The sequence below is a fragment of the Burkholderia sp. HI4860 genome (assembly GCF_002223045.2).
In the GTDB taxonomy this organism is placed as follows: Bacteria; Pseudomonadota; Gammaproteobacteria; order Burkholderiales; family Burkholderiaceae; genus Burkholderia.
Map to the genome: position 1 here is coordinate 20572 of NZ_NKFO02000004.1, position 16562 is coordinate 37133.

A 16562-nucleotide genomic window follows, 5' to 3' on the forward strand; every position below is an offset into this window, starting at 1 on the left:
TCAGTGGATCAGCAGGGATTGGAGATCACGGCCGAAGCGGCCGCCGTTCTGGTAAGCGCCAGTCGGGGCCGACGCGGGACGCGGCACCGGTTCGCTGTCCAGGCCTTTGTCGAGGATGCCCTTGATGGTGCTGTACTTCGCGCTGCTGAACGCGAGCGCACGCTCGCAGGCTGCTTCCAGCCTCTGATCGCCGACTTTCTGTCGCAGCCGGATGATCCCCTGCGCGCCGCGCAGGTTGACGAGCACCTTGTCGTTGAACAGCGCGAGGATCACGCCGTGGCACGACGGCCCGATCTCCTTCGCGCGCGCCAGACACCACTGCGGATCGTGCTCGAGCCAGGCCTGCGCTTCGGGCGGCTGGTGATCTCGCACCGTGTGGCGACCGCCGGCCCGCTGCCGCGGATGGGTTGCGACGAGTTCATGCCGATGGAACAGCTGGATGACCGTATCGGTCGCCTTCAGCCAGAGCGACTTGCCGACGAGCGTGAACGGTGCAGAGTACAGCGCGTGCTTGTAGACGACGTGGCCGTCGCGATGGACCGCCACCTCCTTCCAGACCGACAGTACCGGCGGCACGTCCGGCAATGCAGCGAGCAACGGGCGCTCGACGCCGAAGCGCGTCAGCGGCCGTTCGTGGACGGTGCCGTGGATACGAGTGCCGGCCTGCTGCATCACCCATTCGCGCAGTTGCCGGTTGGCGTCGGCCAGATCCCGGAACTCGCGCAGCGGCACGAAGGACTTCTTGACGTATTTGACGCCCGATTCGACGACGCCCTTCTTCTGGGGATCGTGCGGCGGACAGGCGTCGATCCGGAATCCATATCCCTCGGCAAGCGCGGCGTACGAGCGTTGCACCGCCGGCTCGTATCGACACGCCCGGATGATCGCGCACTTCGCGTTATCGATGATGACCCGGTCGGGACAGCCGCCGAACCATTCGAAGGCGCGCCGGTGGCTGGCGAGCCACGTCTCGACGGTCTGGTCCAGCACGATCTCGGCATACTGGTGGCGCGACCAGCACAACGTCATCACGAAGATCCACGTCCGGACCGCAATGCCCTCGACCGTCAGCACGGGTCCCGCGCCGAAGTCGACCTGCGCGGCGTCGGCCGGTGCGAAGTCGAGGATCGTTGTGGTGGCCACGCTGCGCTCGGCAGCCAGATGGCGCAGCATGCGCTTCACGGCACAATAGCTGCCGGCGTAGCCATGATTGCGTTGAAGGGCGGCATGGATCGTGGTGCCCTGAACGCCGGCGGCAAGCCATTCGCGGACCTGTTCGCGATATGGCTCAACCGTCGACACACAGGTGTGCGGCAGGTGCGGCGTGCGCCCGAAGACACCCGCGATCGTAGCGTCGTCCGGCAGCGGCTGCACCGGATCCAGCCAACTACGCGCTTCAGCCTCGCGGCGCACGGTCGTCAGCTTCTTGCGCCCCATCAAACCGCCGCGCGCGATGTCGCGGTCAGAATCGCCTTGCCGCATGCGGACAAGGACTTGGCGGTATTCAAACAATTCGAACCTCCTGTTGGCCATGGACGCTCCGTTCAAAAAGAACGGAGCGTACCGACTCGGAAAGTTCGAACCGCGTTCTCGCCCTGATGCTGCTGGCGCCTATGCGCCGCCCCTAACGTGGCGCCATTACGCCGCCCTTGGACTGGCGCCTATGTGCCGCCCCTCAAGTGGCGCCCTTATGCCGACCCCGCATTGGCTCCATAGCGCCGCCCCGTGACAAACGGTCGGGCCGAGTCGCTTACGATCAAGCTGGGCGCGACGCGCCAGATCCGCGACGTCGGCAAATGGCCGCGCCGCGCGTGCGAGCTCGATCCGGCTCGCGACGTCCTCGCGCATGCCGCGCAGCAGCGAGAAGCCGAGGCGCACGGGCGCCGACGTTGTCGGCCCTTCGATCGCCGAATCCCATGTGCTGACGTTGACGTCGACGGGCAGCACTTCAACGCCGCGGCGCCGCGCGTCCTGCAGCAGCTGCGACGGCGTGTAAAAGCCCATCGGCTGGCTATTGAGCAGCGCAGCCAGGAACACGGCCGGTTCGTGTCGACGCAGCCATGCACTCGAGTAGACGAGCAGCGCGAAGCTGGCCGCGTGGCTTTCCGGGAAGCCGTATTCGCCAAAGCCTTTGATCTGGGCGAAGATCGACTCGGCGAACTCGCGATCGTAGCCGCGCTCGAGCATGCCGCTCACCAGACGCTCGTGGTACGGCTCCAGTCCACCCTTGCGCTTCCATGCCGCCATCGCGCGGCGCAGTTGGTCGGCCTCGCCGGCGGAGAAGCCGGCCGCGAGCATCGCGACCTGCATGACCTGCTCCTGGAAGATCGGCACGCCGAGTGTGCGCGCCAGTGCCTTCTCCATGCCTTCAGATGGAAACGTGACGGGCTCCAGCCCTTGGCGCCGGCGCAGAAACGGATGCACCATCCCGCCTTGCACGGGGCCCGGCCGTACGATCGCGACTTCGATCACCAGGTCGTAGAAACACTGCGGCCGCAGTCGCGGCAGCATCGACATCTGCGCGCGCGATTCGACCTGGAACACGCCCATGCTGTCGCCGTCGCACAGCATGTCGTAGGTCGCCTTGTCTTCGGCCGGAATGTCCTGCAACTCGAACGTCTCGCCGCGCTTCTCCGAGATCATGTCGAGCGCGCGGCGCACCATCGATAGCATGCCGAGCGCCAGGACGTCGATTTTGAGAATGCCGAGCGCCTCGATGTCGTCCTTGTCCCACTGGATGATCGAGCGATCCACCATCTTCGCGTTCTGGACTGGCACAAGGCGCGTGAGCTTGCCGCGGCTGATCACGAAGCCGCCCGAGTGCTGCGACAGGTGTCGTGGATAGCCGAGCAGCTGCGCGGCAAATGCGGCCCACTGCTGATTCAGCGGCGCGTCGGGGTCGAGGCCAGCCTCGGCAAACCGCTGCAGCAGATCCGCGCGCGAATCGAACCAGTGGTGCTGCTTCGCAACGCGTTCGACGATCGCCGGATCCACGCCGAGCGCCTTGCCGGCCTCCCGCAAAGCGCTGCGCGGCCGGTACGTCGTGACGGCGGCCGTCAGCGCTGCGCGATCGCGGCCGTACTTGCGGTAGATGTACTGCATGACCTCTTCGCGACGCTGATGTTCGAAATCGACGAATCGGCGAGGGGGACAAGGGAACGAACAGCGGCGTATCGCGTGCAGGCCCGCGGCGCTTCACGAACGTGACGTCGACGCCGTCGCGCTTGGGTGCCAGCGCGAGTCGCAATGGCGCCGGCGACGCGTCGCGCGCGGCGGCCGCCGGCCGGAAGAGGTAGAACAGCGCCTGGCCGCTCTGCGCGGCCAGATTGAGCCGCCGCAATGCGTCCGCGCGCACGTGCGACTGCCAGAGCAGCACGGCGGCGCACGTGCCAGCACGCAGCGCCTGTTCGGCGGCCCACAGCGCGTCGGCCGAGCGCGGTGCCGGCAGCATCACGAAGCCGGACGGATCGATACCCCAATACGCGAGCGCCAGCGGTTGCAGCGCATGCGGCGGCTGGATCAGCATGACCGGCTTGCCGGCCGCGCGCGCGAGCACCGGCGCCAGCAGCCGGAGTTCGCCGATTCCAGGCTGCGGCGCGAGCAGTTCGATCAGCGCGCCGGGCGGCCATCCGCCGCCGGGCAGTTCGGCCGTCAACTCCGGATGGCCCGTGTCGACGCCGCGCACGCTCGAGCGCGCCAGTTGGCTGGCTCGCCATAAACTCGGATGGATTGCTTCTGGATGGGCGAGAGCGGGGTGCATGGGGTCGGTTCGCAAAATACTGTATGTTTGTACAGTATATGACAGAGATAACCGTCCCTCCAACCCCCGGGTTTACGCAGCGAGCTGGTGCTCGTAGTACGGCCGCTCGCGGTCGGCGAGGATGTCGCGCAACTGCGCGCGCCGGCTTGGATCCGGTGCGAGCCAGGCGTCGACGTTCGAGGATTTCAGCGGAATCACACACCTGTCGTGCCCTGCGGCCGCGACTTCGGGCGGCGGATCGTCGGTGATCGCCGCAAACGACCAGAGGTCGTCGGCACCGGGAATCTCGGTGCACGTCCATAAGCACGCGAGCTGCATCTGCTGCGGTGGTGTCGGATCGAAACGCAGGATGACGTCCTTCCCGTCTCGGTCGACGTGCTCGAAGAACGTGTCGGCGAGCACGATACCGTGCGTGAAGCCAAACACCTTGCGCCAGGCGGTGCCGAGCGAGTCGAAACGCGCGTTGTAGCTTCCCTGCTTCTGTTTTTCTTCCGCCTCGGTCCAGCCCGGAATACGGCAGCGGTACCGCATCGGCACGATCAGGCGCTTGCCGTCGAGTTCGATCAGCACGGGCGCATACCAGCCGGGGAAGATCCGCGAATCACGCTCCTGCAGGTCCTGCCGGCGAAGATCGTCGAGCCCGCGCGTTGCCGCATCGATCTTGTTCGTGGCGATTCGGACGTCCTCGCTGGCCTTCTTCGTGATCTTCGCGGCGAGCTTTTTCTCGGCCGCGGCCAGCCGCGCGCGTTGCTCGAACAGAGCGGTCTCCAGCTCGCGTGTTCGCTGGTTTCGATACGCGGCGATCGCGGTAGTGATCTCATCATCGACACCTGCGAACGCGGCGTCGACAGCTTTCGGGATCTTGATGTCAGCCCCGGATGCGCGCGCGAAGAAGATGCGCCGGAACGTCTCGATGTCCATGTCGGCGCCGTAACGTCGAACGTACTCTCGATAGTTCGCCTGGATCTTGGCCGAGTAGCACATCGTCGCCTCCCATAACCATTGCTCTTCCGACAGAGTATCGCGCTCAGGCACGGGCTGAACAGAATTGTGAGGATTCCACTCGGGTTGGGGGCGGCCCCGTTCTTGTAGACATGGGGGTGTGGAGCGGCAGGGAAAATTTTGGTGGGGGCGATCCATTTGACCGTTAGTTGCGTATTAAGATACCCCCCCTCTCTGAAAGCTAAGCTGCCGAGGATAGTCGATGGTGCTTGCGGGCAGTCGGGCGCGCACGCGCGCGCGCTGATTTCGGGGTGCGGCTTTGACGCGCCCCGAAATCTTTTGTCGCGCCGTTAGCGGTGCGGCGGCCAGCGGCCGCCGTAGCGCTTACGGCCTGCCGGTGGAAAGCGCATGCAGCCCGTGGGGGTTTCCTGCCAAGCGGGCGAAGCCCGCGTGACACCGCGGCATTGCCGCGGGTCGATATGGGGTATAGGTAGAGATAGGTTCTGACTAAGCCCCGACACTTAACGGCGAGCCGTCCCGACAGTTAAATGCACTTATCCACAGTTGCGAACGGCTAGGCGGCGACACGGCGTCAGAATCCAGGCCGAAAACCAGCGAATGAGACACCAAATACCGGCAGAAGACGGCACGACGGCGGATCCGCGCAAGCGCCATCCTCGCGGTAGCGATAGATAGGAGGAAACCGTTTGTACGCTAGGCGGGTGGGGCGAGCTGGTTATGCGCGACCCGGAAACACCGGTCGCGGTCCCAGTCCGGGTAGATATCTTTGAGTTCGCCGGCGCGGATCATGATCGCGCGCTCGAGATCGGCACGACGATCGTCGTCGGAGCGCGTGCTCCGAGCGACGGCCTTGGCCTGAGCAGCGGCCAGTTTGTCGGTGAGCAGCGTGCGCAGCTGGCCGGCACTGGCATGGGCCTTCCGCTCGGACTTGCGCGCGGCATTACGCCGGCGCTGCGCACGTAGGTGGGCGCGAGTGCGCTCATGGCGCAGCCACTTGCCCAGGCCGAATTGTTCGAATAGTGCAGGCGTCACGTAGCGAATGGCGGCAAGCCCACGATAGCGCGGCCCTTCGTCGCCGACCGCCACCTCGCACTGCGGCCGGCTTTTCACCAGCCGTGCGGTGACCAGGTCGCGCAGCGCGCGCTCGGCACGGCGCACCGAGAGACCCGCCTGCTCGGCCAGGTAGGGCAGGGTGAAATCCACCCAGCCGCTCTGCGCCGGCACTGCAATACGCAACGTCGAGACATCACAAAATTTGACGAGCGCTCGCACCAGTTGCACGCACGCTATACGGCGCTCGCTGCGCTGCTGGCGGCGGCTTCCATTGGCAGCGTTCAGGGCCGGCAACCAGGCCTGCGGCGTTTCGAGATATCGGCCGAGGCGCAACTTCAACTCGCGCAGCAGCCGGGGGCTGTTCGCCGGCGCCGGACACGGAATATCCGCCGGCCAAACGCGCTCGGGCAGCGACGCGCGTCGACGGGGGGCGTGCGTAGGCGCGGCCATCCAGTCGTCGCTGGCGGCCGGACAGGTCGGATTCATCGGGGCGTGCGCCAGATTCGGCGACGTACCGGGAATCAGCCGAGTCATGAGCTGGTTCAGTCCGTACCCGATACCCTCGAATTTTGGATATCCGGATCGCCGCCAGCCGCTACCACGGGGCGGAGCGGCAGCGCCGTTGCATCTGTTTTCAATGCCTCACCGACAATACGGCCAATGTTGTTCTGGATCATCATCTGATGTGCTGATTCGTTAAGTTGCTGTCACATAGATGACGCTTGACAGGGCACGCTTCTGTTCTAGAATCCGAACTTTCTGGTTTGACGCCTGCGACGCCGAAGGTCCCTGTCGTACGTCATCTTGGTCGCGCCCCGAGTGCAATCGGGGCGTTTTTTTTGACTGGCCTATCCAGTCCTCCGTATTCGTTAGCGCTACACAACATTCCAAAAGAATCGCTTTCAGTCCAGCGGAACTAGGCGATTCCATGACCAGTTGCACTCACAACCAATTCGCCGGTCGATCCTCATCGGTATAGGGCGGTTGATCATCGAACCTCGGGGGCGGCTCATCGACGACCGGTGGTTCGGCGAACAGCGGAGTCGGATCCGGTTCCGTTTCGGGCGCCTTAACCACCGTGCGCGTTCTGTTTTCGAGCTCGCGCGCAATCGCGGAGCCCGGTACCGCTAGGGCATTCGTGGCCGCTGCCGATGCGAGCGGCCGCGGTTGCCGTTGGGCCTTCCGCGCCGCGTCGAAGGCGGTCAGGGGAAGCGGGGGCATCACTTCGGTCCCCGGCCGCCAGATCCATGAATCCAGTTCCGACTCCGCGATAAGCGTGTCTAGCTCGGACTGGTAGCCGGACGACACGTCGGCCGGCACAACATAGAGCGCCGTACCGCGCTCGGCGTCAGTCAATAACGCCGTGGCGATTGGATGCTTAGCGGTCTGGTTGTAGCGCAGGCACTTCTGGTAACGACGGGTGGCCAAGGCCTTCAGAAGCGCGTTATCGGCGAGCGATTCGAACGGGATCCACGATTCGTTGGCCAGCATCATCGACACCTCCTGGACGGTGGCGATACCGGCCGCTGACAGGCTCGCGGTGGCGATGACCATGAGGTGGGTGCCTTCCGTTGCCGCCCAGATCTCGAGCTCGGACGCGAAGACCTTCTCGATCCGCTTCTTGGTCTTCTCGTCGACCATCAGGCCATAGTCGGGTAGATGCTTGATGACCAGCTTGAAGCCAAAGCGAGCGGTCGCGATTTCCTTGAGCTCACCGATCACCAGCACGAAGTGCGGCTTCCCGGATTCGGAAACAGAAATCCGGGCGAGATGCTCGGTGCGTCGCTGGGCGATGCGGTCCTTCTGGTCGCCGACGAACATCTCAGGGACGTACAGCATGTCCTCGAGGCTCATCTTCTTCGCATTCTTGCCCGCGACGGCCAACAGCAGATATTTGCGGACCACAGACCAGTTCCGCTTGCCGGCCATGGCCGGCGACCAGCGATTCAGGCCGGCCTGTTCCCAGAGGTAGTGCAGCAAACCCCGCAAGGTCAGCTTCTTGCCATCCGTCTTGATGCTGTCAGGCTCATCGCCAGAGGGCTCCGGCATCTCCCGCGAGGCACCTTTCGCCAACGCGAAACCGAACTTGAGGGTGACCTCTCCGGATTCCGGATCCTCGACGATGGCCGACCCCTCTACATCGCCGTAACCGCTCAGGCCGGGCGGGGTTTCGTACGAGTCGCAGCCGAGCTTGTGCTTCGCGCCGGTACCGGGCATACGCTTGACCTGATACCGCCCCTCGAAACGTGCGATGTACATCGGAATCGGTGGGGTCGAGCACAGGCAGAGCGGACGTGTCTTTGCCTCGTGCGCAGCTGGCAGTTTCGCGAGGAAACTATTGCTTCCCGCCTCGTATTCCAACCCGTCTAATTCAAAGTTCTGCATGCCAGATCTCCTGGTTTAAACGGCGGCTGAGCGCTTGGCCGAGCCCCTCAAGGGCGCTTTGGCAGAGCGGGGATCGGCCTCTCGGACATCTAGGCCGCGCGCGCGGGCCTCAATCAGCAACTGGACGAGTTCCACGGCCTCGTCGGCCGTCATGTCGCCAGCGATCGCGGCCGACACGATGCTGTGTGCTGTCACGGGTTTGCCACTTCGAAACACCTGATCGGGCATGGGAAGCTCCGGTATGTGGATGGGGTAGCTCAATCGCTGTCAGGCGGGACGTCGCCGAATACGGTGCCGAGCGCAATCGCACCGAGCAGTTCACGGGCGTAGGTGACCGACGGTATGGCGTCTCCGAAATAGGCATCGACGCCATACGGATTCGTACACCACAGACCTTCGCCGCTGACGAAGTCGAAACAGTGCCCGTCGACGTCGACCGATTTGCCCGCGGCCAGCGCCTGCACGAAGGCGTCGGGCGTTGGGAGATCCAGCGCCGGCCAATCGCCGGCTTCGATTGCCGCCTTCGTGTTGGCACGTCGCTCGTCGGCCGCCTTCTCTCGCGCCAGCTCGTTCTCGGCTTCAGCCAAGGCCTCCGCCAGTTCAGCCTCGGCGTTGGCCTGGTCGACCTGCGCCCAGTCGACGGCACTTTCGAATGCGTCTCGCAACACGGGCACGTCGGCGAGCAACGGCGAACAACTGAGATCGTCGGCACCGACCAGGACAAGATCTCGGCCGAGATCGCTCGCCCCATAGCGTGCCCGTTTCAGGAGTGCGTTCCGCGCTTCGGATCCCTCATCGGTCGTGCAGATCGCCATCGCGTAGTCGACGCGAGCCTGCAGCGCGCGCTCGAAAGCAATCGGCACCTCAGGATTGCGCAGACCGATGCCTGTCACCACGTCCGGTCCAGCAGGAAGTTTCGAATTCATGGTGATCTCCTTGGTTACCAGACGAATCCCGCACCTACACCGGCGGCCACGGTGCCGCGCGTATCGGTCGAGCCGTTCGCCTTCAGAATCCAGTGGCCGGCATACGTTGAAATGCCGAGCGCCATGGCGGACTGCCCGCCGTACGTCCCGCCCCCGATGGCCACCATGCTCTTTCCCGGCGCCGGCGCCTGGGGCAGACTGGCGATCGCGACAGCCGCGGCGATGCCGCCATTGGCGTCACGTCGGTCGTGTTCGATGCGGTTGCTCAGGTTCGTCACCGTGTCGTTCAGCTGCTGGACGTTGACGGCATCGGTCGGGGCCGTTCCGGCCGAGACATTGGTCAGTGTTCGCGTCGTACCGGTCGCCGAGTTGCCGATCGACACCGAATCGTCGCGATCGGCCACTGAACCGGCGCCCAGCGCCACGGCATTGGCGCCAGTTGTGCTCGCACCGCTGCCGACCGCGATCGAGCCGCTGCCTTGGGCAACGGCACCCACGCCGAGTGCAACACTGCGATCGCCGGTGGCCACCGCATTGCTGCCGATAGCCGTCGCATCCGTGCCGGTTGCAACTGAACCGGCGCCGGTGCTGTTGAACGCAGCATATTTGAGGCTGCCCTGGCCGGGCTCGGGGAGGCTCTGGCTGAACCTCGACGGAAGGATCGCGCCAAGTCGGGCAGAAAGTACATCGATCGCGCTGGTATTGGCGGCGACGTTCGCATTCGTGGCAAAGAGCTGAGCCCCGTTGACCGCATCCGCGCTGGTTGCTGATAACGCGCCGGGCGCCAGGTTATGGATGGTGACGGCCACCCCGGCTCCGAGCCCTCCAAGCGTCACGCTGAGCTTCGTGAGATCGTCGTAAGACAGTGCGTTACCGGCGATCGTATTGACCGTACCGATAACCTGGTTCAACTGGCCGACATTGACCGCGTCGGTGACGTTCACACCCGCTGCCACACCAGAGACGCGGCGCGCGCCAGCCAGGCCGCTGACGTCGATGTTGGTGCCGCCTGTGCCGGCACCGATCGTAATCGCGCCGGCACTCGAGCCGCCGCGTTGTTGCACGAGTCCGACGGTACCCGTAGCGAGCTGGCCAGCCAGGGCGGAGACGCTCTGGTTCGTCGCATAGAGTTGACGTCCCGAGACCGCGTCGGTGCTGTTCGCCGTCAAGGCCGCATCAGCGACGTTGGTTAGGGCGACGGGCGCGCCTGCCGTGCCGAATGTGACCCGCGTATGCGAGGCGTCGTCGTAGGCGACCGCGCTCGCGCCGAGCGCGCTGGCCTGAGATGCCACGCCCTGCAGCTGCTGGAGGTTGACCGCATCGGTGGCGTCAGTGCCGGCAGCTACGCCCTTGACCTGGCGCGCGCCGGCAGTGCCGGCGATGTCAAACGCCGTACCGCCGGTGCTGGCGCCGACCGTGATCGTGCCCGTGCTGGAACCGCTGGCTTGCTGCACCAGGCCAATCGTACCGGCCGCCAGTCCCGATTGCAGCGCGGCCAGCGTCGCCCCGCCGTTGGCGACGCCGGTGGACAACGACGACACGGCGAGGCCAGTCGACGTCGACAGCATTGCGATCGAGACCGCGTTGGCGCTGATCGCCTGGTTGGCGGTGTAAAGCTGCCGACCAGACACGGCGTCCGTGCTGGTGGCCGTCAGTGCCGCGTCTGCGACGTTGGTGAGCACGACGGGCGATCCGACGCCGGGGGCGCCGAGCGTGACGCGCGAATGCGTCGAGTCATCATAGGAGACTGCGCCGTCGCCGACGGCGCCCACAGCCGCCGTTACGCCCTGCAGTTGCTGCAGGTTGACCGCGTCGGTGGCGTTTGTGCCGGCGGCTACGCCCTTGATCTGGCGCGCGCCCGCAGTTCCGCCGACGTCGAGCGCGATGCCGCCGGTGCCGGCGCCGACCGTAATCGTGCCGGTGCTGGCGCCGCCGGACTGCTGCACCAGCCCGACAGTCCCGACCGCAAGACTGGACGCGAGGGCTGATATGCCGGCGTTGGCCGAGGACAAGCCGGTCGACAGCGACGCCAGGCCATGGGAGACGCCGGTCGAGAGAGAAGAAAGCGCCGTGGTCGTGCTGGTCGACAGGCTCGCGATCGAGACGACGTTGCTGGCGATGCCCGTGGAAAGCGAGGACGCTGCCGCCAGCGTTGACGTGGACAGGGCAGCGATCGCGCCGACGTTTGCGTTCGTCGCCTGCTGGGCAGCATAGAGCTGCCGACCCGTGACAGCGTCGGTGCTGCTCGCGTTCAACGAGGCGTCCGCGAGGTTGGTCAGGGTCACAGGCGACCCTGATGCACCGAGCGTGACGCGGGTATGCGACGCGCCGTCATAGCTAACTGCGCTCGCGCCGATTGCGCCCGTCTGGCCTGCCACGCTCTGCAGCTGCTGCAGGTTGACCGCATCGGTGCCGTCGATGCCCGCGGCAACGCCCTCGACCTGACGCGGTCCAGATGTGCCGGCCACGTCGAGGGCCGTACCGCCGGTGTTGGCCCCGACCATGATCCGGCCACTGCCGGTCCCGCCGGTCTGCTGGACCAACCCGACGGTTCCGGCCACCAGGCTCGACGTGAGAGACGACACACTTTCGTTGGTCGCGGACAAGCCAGTCGACAGGAGCGAGAAAGTGGCAGCCGTGCTGGATGAAAAGCTTCCGAACAAGGCCGCACTATTAACCGCGCCCGTCGAAAGCGACGACGTGACCGCCTGCGTTGAAGTAGACAGTGCGGCGATCGCACCACTGTTGGCATTCGTCGCCTGCTGCGCGGCATAGAGTTGCCGGCCGTTGACCGCGTCCGTGCTGCCGGCGTTCACGGAGCCGTCCGCGAGGTTGGTCAAAGTGACTGGCACACCCACCGCACCAAAGGTGATGCTCGTGTGGGACACATCGTCGTAGACGACCGCGCTCGAGCCGATTGCGCCTGTCTGAGCCGCCACGCTCTGCAGCTGCTGCAGGTCGACCGCATCGGTAGCGTCTGTGCCTGCGGCCACACCCTTGACCTGCCGCGCGCCCGCGTTGCCGGCGACGTTGAGCACCGTACCGCCGGTACTGGCGCCGATTGTGATCGCGCCCGTGCCGGCACCGCCTGCTTGCTGAACCAGACCAACGGTCCCTGCAGCCAAAGCGGACTGCATTGCCGAGAGTGTCGCGCCGTCGCCGGCCAGGCCAGTCGAAAGAGACGAGATCGATCGGCTTGTCGTAGTCGACAACGTCGCAATCGCGCTGGCCGTGCTCGTCGACAGACTTCCGATCGTTTGTGCGGTCGACGTCGAGAGCGACACGAACCCTGCAGCCGTGCCCGTCGACAAGCTCGCGACCGTCGTGCCGACGTCGGACAGCCCAGTTGAGAGCGAACCAAAGCCTGATGCCGTACTGCTCGACAGACTCGTGATGTTGGCCGTGTTGCTGGCGAAGCCCGTCGACAGCGACGTGACAGCCTGTGCGGTCCCGGTCGATAACGAACCGATCGCACTGGCCGCGCCGGTTGACAGGCTGCTGACCGTTTGAGCGGTCGACGTCGACAGTGACGAGAACCCTGCAACCGTGCTCGTCGACAAGCTCGCGACCGTCGTGCCGACGTCGGACAGCCCAGTTGAGAGCGAACCAAAGCCTGATGCCGTACTGCTCGACAGACTCGTGATGCTGGCCGTGTTGCTTGCCAGGCCCGTTGACAGCGACGTGGCTGACTGCGCAATACCGGTCGACAAGCTGGCCAACGCCGTACCGGCGCCGGCCACGCTGGTTGAGAGCGAACCTACGCTTGAGGCTGCACTGCTCGACAGGCTCGTGACGTTGGCCGTGTTGCTCGAGAGCCCTGTCGATAGCGACGACAAAGATTGTGAGGCGGTGGTTGACAGCGTAGCGAGTCCGGAAGAGACGGCGGCAACTCCCGTGGCATTGTTGGCGGTCGCAGTCGACAGCGACGTCACGGACTGACTCGTCGACGTTGAGAGACTCCCAACTGCCTGTCCCATGTGATAGAGCTCGGATCCGTTGACGGCGTCGAGACTTGTTGCACTAACGGCGCCGGCGGCAACATTAGTCAGTTGCCTCGGACTTTGCGGCGCACCGAAACTCACCACCCCGTTGGACGTTGATCCCGCCACCGAGTAGTTCTCACCAGCAATAACGAAGCTACTAAGCGGGTGCGCGGCGCCGGTCGTGGATCCCGATCCGATTGCGACATCCTGCGAATTGTTCGCGACGGCGCCGGTTCCGATCGCGACGGAACCATTGCCCGCGGCAGTGGCGGCGGAACCCATTGCCGTTGCATTCGTACCGGCCGCCGTCGTATTGCCGACCGCTACCGCATTCGTCTGCGCGGTGCTGGACGTCCCGAGCACGATCGAATCGGCTCCGGCCGCCGTCGACGCGTAACCAAAGCTCAACGAGCGCGGCCCGGCAGAGGTAACCGCCGTGCCGATCGCAACGGAATAATCGCCAGAGGCAACGGCACCATTCCCATCTGAAAGCGCACCGTCTCCGGACGTCTGAGCATGCACTGGACCAGCCATCGATGCGATCGCCGCGGCGATCGCGATCGATAAACCGCTTGGTGTAGGGCGTTTCGAAAATTTCATTACAATCCCCGCTTAACAACGAGTGCCCGGTCTACGGGACGTTTACGCCTGCGCTCGCGCAGGACCTGGAGCCCTCTGTTCCTGTCCTCCGCCAAGATTCCGGGAACAGAGGGGGTTTCTTTCGGCAACATCGCCATCGATCTGACGGCGCTGCCTTTGGTGAATCTCAAGCACGGCACCCTCGAAGGCGTCGCGCAGCATCGGGATATCGGCAGTCAGGGGCGGGAATTCCCCATCGTGGATGCCGACGCATGCGCGAGCGGGTGCTATCGCGTGGTGCCGAGCGGCATGGAGGTGGCTGAACCACTTTGGCGAACCGGGGTCTGTCGTACAGACCGCATAGGCGTACTGGGCACGCGAGAAGGGAGAAAGGACGGCCGTCATCGCGACGCCTCCGACTGCGACAGCAGTGCAGCAGCAATCACCGGAAAGGTCCGCTGCATCGGCGGATAGCAGATCTGGTTGATTGCACAGCCTTGATAGGTCACCGTGAGGCCGAACATCTCGCGAGCATTGACCGGCACACGCAACGTCACTTCTCGCTCGAACACCTCAACCGGACGCCCAGCACTCGGATCAGCGACGACCTTGCCGGCGCGGTGCTGAATTGAACCGAGGTGCGCGCGGCCGTCATCACTCGCGACCCGGAAGCGGTCGCCGTAAAGTCGGTAACCGTCAGCGATCGCAAAATGGAGGACGACAGCGCCACGTTCTTCGGTCATGCGAACGCGGAACGCTTGCTCGGGCGACAGAAACTCCTGCGCGTGTGCCTGGCGAGCGAGGACACCGCCAACGATCCACGCAAGCAACGCCAGCGACACGGCCACGACTAAACGGTGCAGAACGCGAGTTCGAGCGGTCATCGCGCACCTCGCTGCTTCCACGCCGATTCAGTGCGGGCGAGAATATATAAGACCGGCAGCGCCAGTAGGCTCCAGAAGTACAACGTTGCGCCGGCAACCATTCCGTCGAAACACAAGTCGAAAGCCGATTCCGCCAACCCGGCCGCCGACGAATCGAAGTTCCCGACGATCACGATCATCAACAGCATGCAAATGAAATAGACACACATGCCGAAACGGTGCAAACCGCGTTGCGCACGACGTAGTGCGCTCCACGTTCCACGTCGAGTGCACGTCGAACGTACAGCCGCCAAGAACAGTAGCGCCGTAACAAACGCGGCGATGAACACGGGCTCCGTGCTATTCCAGAATCCGAGCGCATCAAGGTAAGCAATAGGCGCAATCAGTAACCAGGTAACGAGCGCCAACACGCCAAGCATGATTCGCACATGTCGACGATGAACGGGGGGGTGAAGGGGACGCGTATGCATACGGCTTTCTCCTTTACATGCCGCGTATTTGTCCAATTCCATCGTGGTGTTCAGTTCGCAGACCCACTGACCAGATAGCGCAGGGCGTCCTGACCGCCTGCCGCCGCGGCTCGACGCATGAGTTGCATGCCGATTTCCTGATCCGAATCGGTCGCCGCCGTGGTGTGGCCGAAACCCGCGTGCTTTTGCAGGTGCATGCGAGCAACCAGGTACATCGCTGTCGGTTCGCCAGCGTCTGACTCGGCCTGGAGCAAGCCCGGATAGTCGCGATTGAAATGAACGGCAAGCCATGTACCGGCGGAACGACTTCCGGCTTTCAGGGCGGCCTCCATCGCAGGTCGCATGTCGAAGTGCTCGCGCGAGCGAGCCCAGGACTGCAAGGGCCCGTTTGTGCAAGTGATGGAAAACAGGCAAGCCGCCGCCGCAAGCGCGACCGCCGCGCCCTTCAGCGTGCGTTGGGCAGAGGGATCCGTGTTGGTCAGGATCAACGTGCCTTTTGGCCAGGCGATCGAGGCTGCAGCTCGCCGGCGCTCGATGGAAGATGCGCGATATCGATTCATTGCGGGTGCCTCTACAGAAACGCGAGATCGGGGAAAAAGACCAGCCGGCAAGCCGGCTGGCGTCAAAGGGAAGGCGCAAGGTAAGGAACAGCACCTTCCCGCCACTAAATTGCGATCAGGCAGGCGCTACTGGCCGATGCCTCCCTTGGCCACGTCGGTGGTCTCGGCAAACGTGTATTTCTTGACGACCCCGCTGTCGTCGAACAGCACTGTCAACGTCTTCTTCCGCACGTCAGCGCCATGTGCAAACGCACCGACGATCGGGACGAAGTTGATAGCGTGCGGCGTGGCGTGCGCCAGCTCGTATGTCCAGATCTCGAGACCCGAATCGGTGAATGTGGTCTTGTTCGGTGAACCGAAAGCATCCTGAACGTCCTGCTTCGTGCTCTTGCCCTGCTGGATTTGGGCCTGAACGCTTGATTGCGTCGCGGATTCGAGGTGCTCGTTGCCAGTGGTGGCGCAACCGGCAAGTAACGCAGTGGCCGACAACGCGACGATCAGGAGCGTGTTCTTCGTGAATTTCATGGTCTTCCCCTTGGTGTGATCAACAGTCAAAAATGGCGGTGATTCGTTGCTGGCCTAATACAGGCGGCCGGATCGCGCCGCTTCACATACAGTGCGATACCAGTCGTCCATGTGGCGCCTGACCTGCAGCTCGACGTAGCTGATGTACGGTCGCCACCACGCGTAGAAAAGCGAAGCGACGAGGCCGGCGAACACGTACATCGGCAGCGAAGCGCGCGGCTCGACGACGATCGGGTAGTCGAGGTGGAATCCGTTGGAGATCAGCCGCCACCAGAGCAACAACGCCGGTGCCCATGCCAACCAGCACAGTGCGAGCCACTGCACGACGTAACGCGTCGCCCAATCGGCTTCGATACGCAGCAGTCTCGGACTGGTCCACAGCCGACGGCGAATGTGTCGACGTTCGGCCAGATAGAGCCGCGTAAAATGCGGAACGGGACGCACACGTCGGGGGCGATTGAAAATAGACATGGC

At 64.4% G+C, this 16562-nt stretch carries 13 protein-coding genes and 2 pseudogenes; all 15 read right to left on the minus strand.

Annotated features, from left to right (window positions below; translation table 11 throughout):
* Positions 1-1512: an IS21 family transposase gene (istA, locus tag CFB34_RS32890; RefSeq protein ID WP_027809980.1), complete on the minus strand. Its 1512-nt coding sequence runs from the start codon at positions 1510-1512 to the stop codon at positions 1-3.
* A gap of 240 nt (positions 1513-1752) precedes the next feature.
* Positions 1753-3135, minus strand: a pseudogene (locus CFB34_RS32895) (error-prone DNA polymerase); the annotation flags it as partial.
* 1 nt (position 3136) lies between these two features.
* Positions 3137-3760 (minus strand): annotated as a pseudogene (imuA, locus tag CFB34_RS32900) (translesion DNA synthesis-associated protein ImuA); the annotation flags it as partial.
* A 72-nt stretch (positions 3761-3832) separates the two neighbouring features.
* Positions 3833-4744: an SOS response-associated peptidase family protein gene (locus CFB34_RS32905; protein ID WP_027811105.1), complete on the minus strand. Its 912-nt coding sequence runs from the start codon at positions 4742-4744 to the stop codon at positions 3833-3835.
* A gap of 672 nt (positions 4745-5416) precedes the next feature.
* Complete coding sequence (locus CFB34_RS32910; RefSeq protein WP_027811104.1) at positions 5417-6310, minus strand: hypothetical protein; 894 nt, start codon at positions 6308-6310, stop codon at positions 5417-5419.
* An 8-nt stretch (positions 6311-6318) separates the two neighbouring features.
* Positions 6319-6456 (minus strand): hypothetical protein, encoded by a 138-nt coding sequence (locus CFB34_RS32915; RefSeq protein ID WP_153260042.1) that lies wholly within the window; start codon positions 6454-6456, stop codon positions 6319-6321.
* Positions 6457-6718: 262 nt separating this feature from the next.
* Positions 6719-8161, minus strand: a complete 1443-nt coding sequence (locus CFB34_RS32920; RefSeq protein WP_027811103.1) for a DUF1173 domain-containing protein — start codon at positions 8159-8161, stop codon at positions 6719-6721.
* A 15-nt stretch (positions 8162-8176) separates the two neighbouring features.
* Positions 8177-8389, minus strand: a complete 213-nt coding sequence (locus tag CFB34_RS32925) for a hypothetical protein (protein ID WP_034192229.1) — start codon at positions 8387-8389, stop codon at positions 8177-8179.
* A 29-nt stretch (positions 8390-8418) separates the two neighbouring features.
* Positions 8419-9087, minus strand: a complete 669-nt coding sequence (locus tag CFB34_RS32930) for a hypothetical protein (protein ID WP_027811101.1) — start codon at positions 9085-9087, stop codon at positions 8419-8421.
* Between the two features lie 14 nt (positions 9088-9101).
* Positions 9102-13670, minus strand: a complete 4569-nt coding sequence (locus tag CFB34_RS32935) for a YadA-like family protein (protein ID WP_027811100.1) — start codon at positions 13668-13670, stop codon at positions 9102-9104.
* Positions 13671-14050: 380 nt separating this feature from the next.
* Positions 14051-14533, minus strand: a complete 483-nt coding sequence (locus CFB34_RS32940; protein WP_034175799.1) for a protein-disulfide reductase DsbD N-terminal domain-containing protein — start codon at positions 14531-14533, stop codon at positions 14051-14053.
* Entirely contained in the window at positions 14530-14952 is a 423-nt protein-coding gene (locus CFB34_RS32945; protein ID WP_027811098.1) for a hypothetical protein, read from the minus strand. Before CFB34_RS32945 ends, CFB34_RS32940 begins: the two co-directional genes overlap by 4 nt.
* Before the next feature lie 101 nt (positions 14953-15053).
* The gene (locus CFB34_RS32950) at positions 15054-15563 is read right to left on the minus strand and encodes a hypothetical protein (protein ID WP_027811097.1); all 510 of its coding nucleotides are present in this window, start codon (positions 15561-15563) and stop codon (positions 15054-15056) included.
* Positions 15564-15689: 126 nt separating this feature from the next.
* Positions 15690-16088, minus strand: a complete 399-nt coding sequence (gene bamE, locus CFB34_RS32955) for an outer membrane protein assembly factor BamE (protein ID WP_027811096.1) — start codon at positions 16086-16088, stop codon at positions 15690-15692.
* A 54-nt stretch (positions 16089-16142) separates the two neighbouring features.
* Positions 16143-16559: a hypothetical protein gene (locus tag CFB34_RS32960; protein ID WP_027811095.1), complete on the minus strand. Its 417-nt coding sequence runs from the start codon at positions 16557-16559 to the stop codon at positions 16143-16145.
* Between the last annotated feature and the right edge of the window lie 3 nt (positions 16560-16562).

Coding starts and splice junctions, on each gene's coding strand:
- CFB34_RS32905 (WP_027811105.1), bottom strand. CDS start 4,744: ATGTGCTACTCGGCCAAGATCCAGGCGAACTATCGAGAGTACGTTCGA.
- CFB34_RS32910 (WP_027811104.1), bottom strand. CDS start 6,310: ATGACTCGGCTGATTCCCGGTACGTCGCCGAATCTGGCGCACGCCCCG.
- CFB34_RS32915 (WP_153260042.1), bottom strand. CDS start 6,456: ATGATGATCCAGAACAACATTGGCCGTATTGTCGGTGAGGCATTGAAA.
- CFB34_RS32920 (WP_027811103.1), bottom strand. CDS start 8,161: ATGCAGAACTTTGAATTAGACGGGTTGGAATACGAGGCGGGAAGCAAT.
- CFB34_RS32925 (WP_034192229.1), bottom strand. CDS start 8,389: ATGCCCGATCAGGTGTTTCGAAGTGGCAAACCCGTGACAGCACACAGC.
- CFB34_RS32930 (WP_027811101.1), bottom strand. CDS start 9,087: ATGAATTCGAAACTTCCTGCTGGACCGGACGTGGTGACAGGCATCGGT.
- CFB34_RS32935 (WP_027811100.1), bottom strand. CDS start 13,670: ATGAAATTTTCGAAACGCCCTACACCAAGCGGTTTATCGATCGCGATC.
- CFB34_RS32940 (WP_034175799.1), bottom strand. CDS start 14,533: ATGACCGCTCGAACTCGCGTTCTGCACCGTTTAGTCGTGGCCGTGTCG.
- CFB34_RS32945 (WP_027811098.1), bottom strand. CDS start 14,952: ATGCTTGGCGTGTTGGCGCTCGTTACCTGGTTACTGATTGCGCCTATT.
- CFB34_RS32950 (WP_027811097.1), bottom strand. CDS start 15,563: ATGAATCGATATCGCGCATCTTCCATCGAGCGCCGGCGAGCTGCAGCC.
- bamE (WP_027811096.1), bottom strand. CDS start 16,088: ATGAAATTCACGAAGAACACGCTCCTGATCGTCGCGTTGTCGGCCACT.
- CFB34_RS32960 (WP_027811095.1), bottom strand. CDS start 16,559: ATGTCTATTTTCAATCGCCCCCGACGTGTGCGTCCCGTTCCGCATTTT.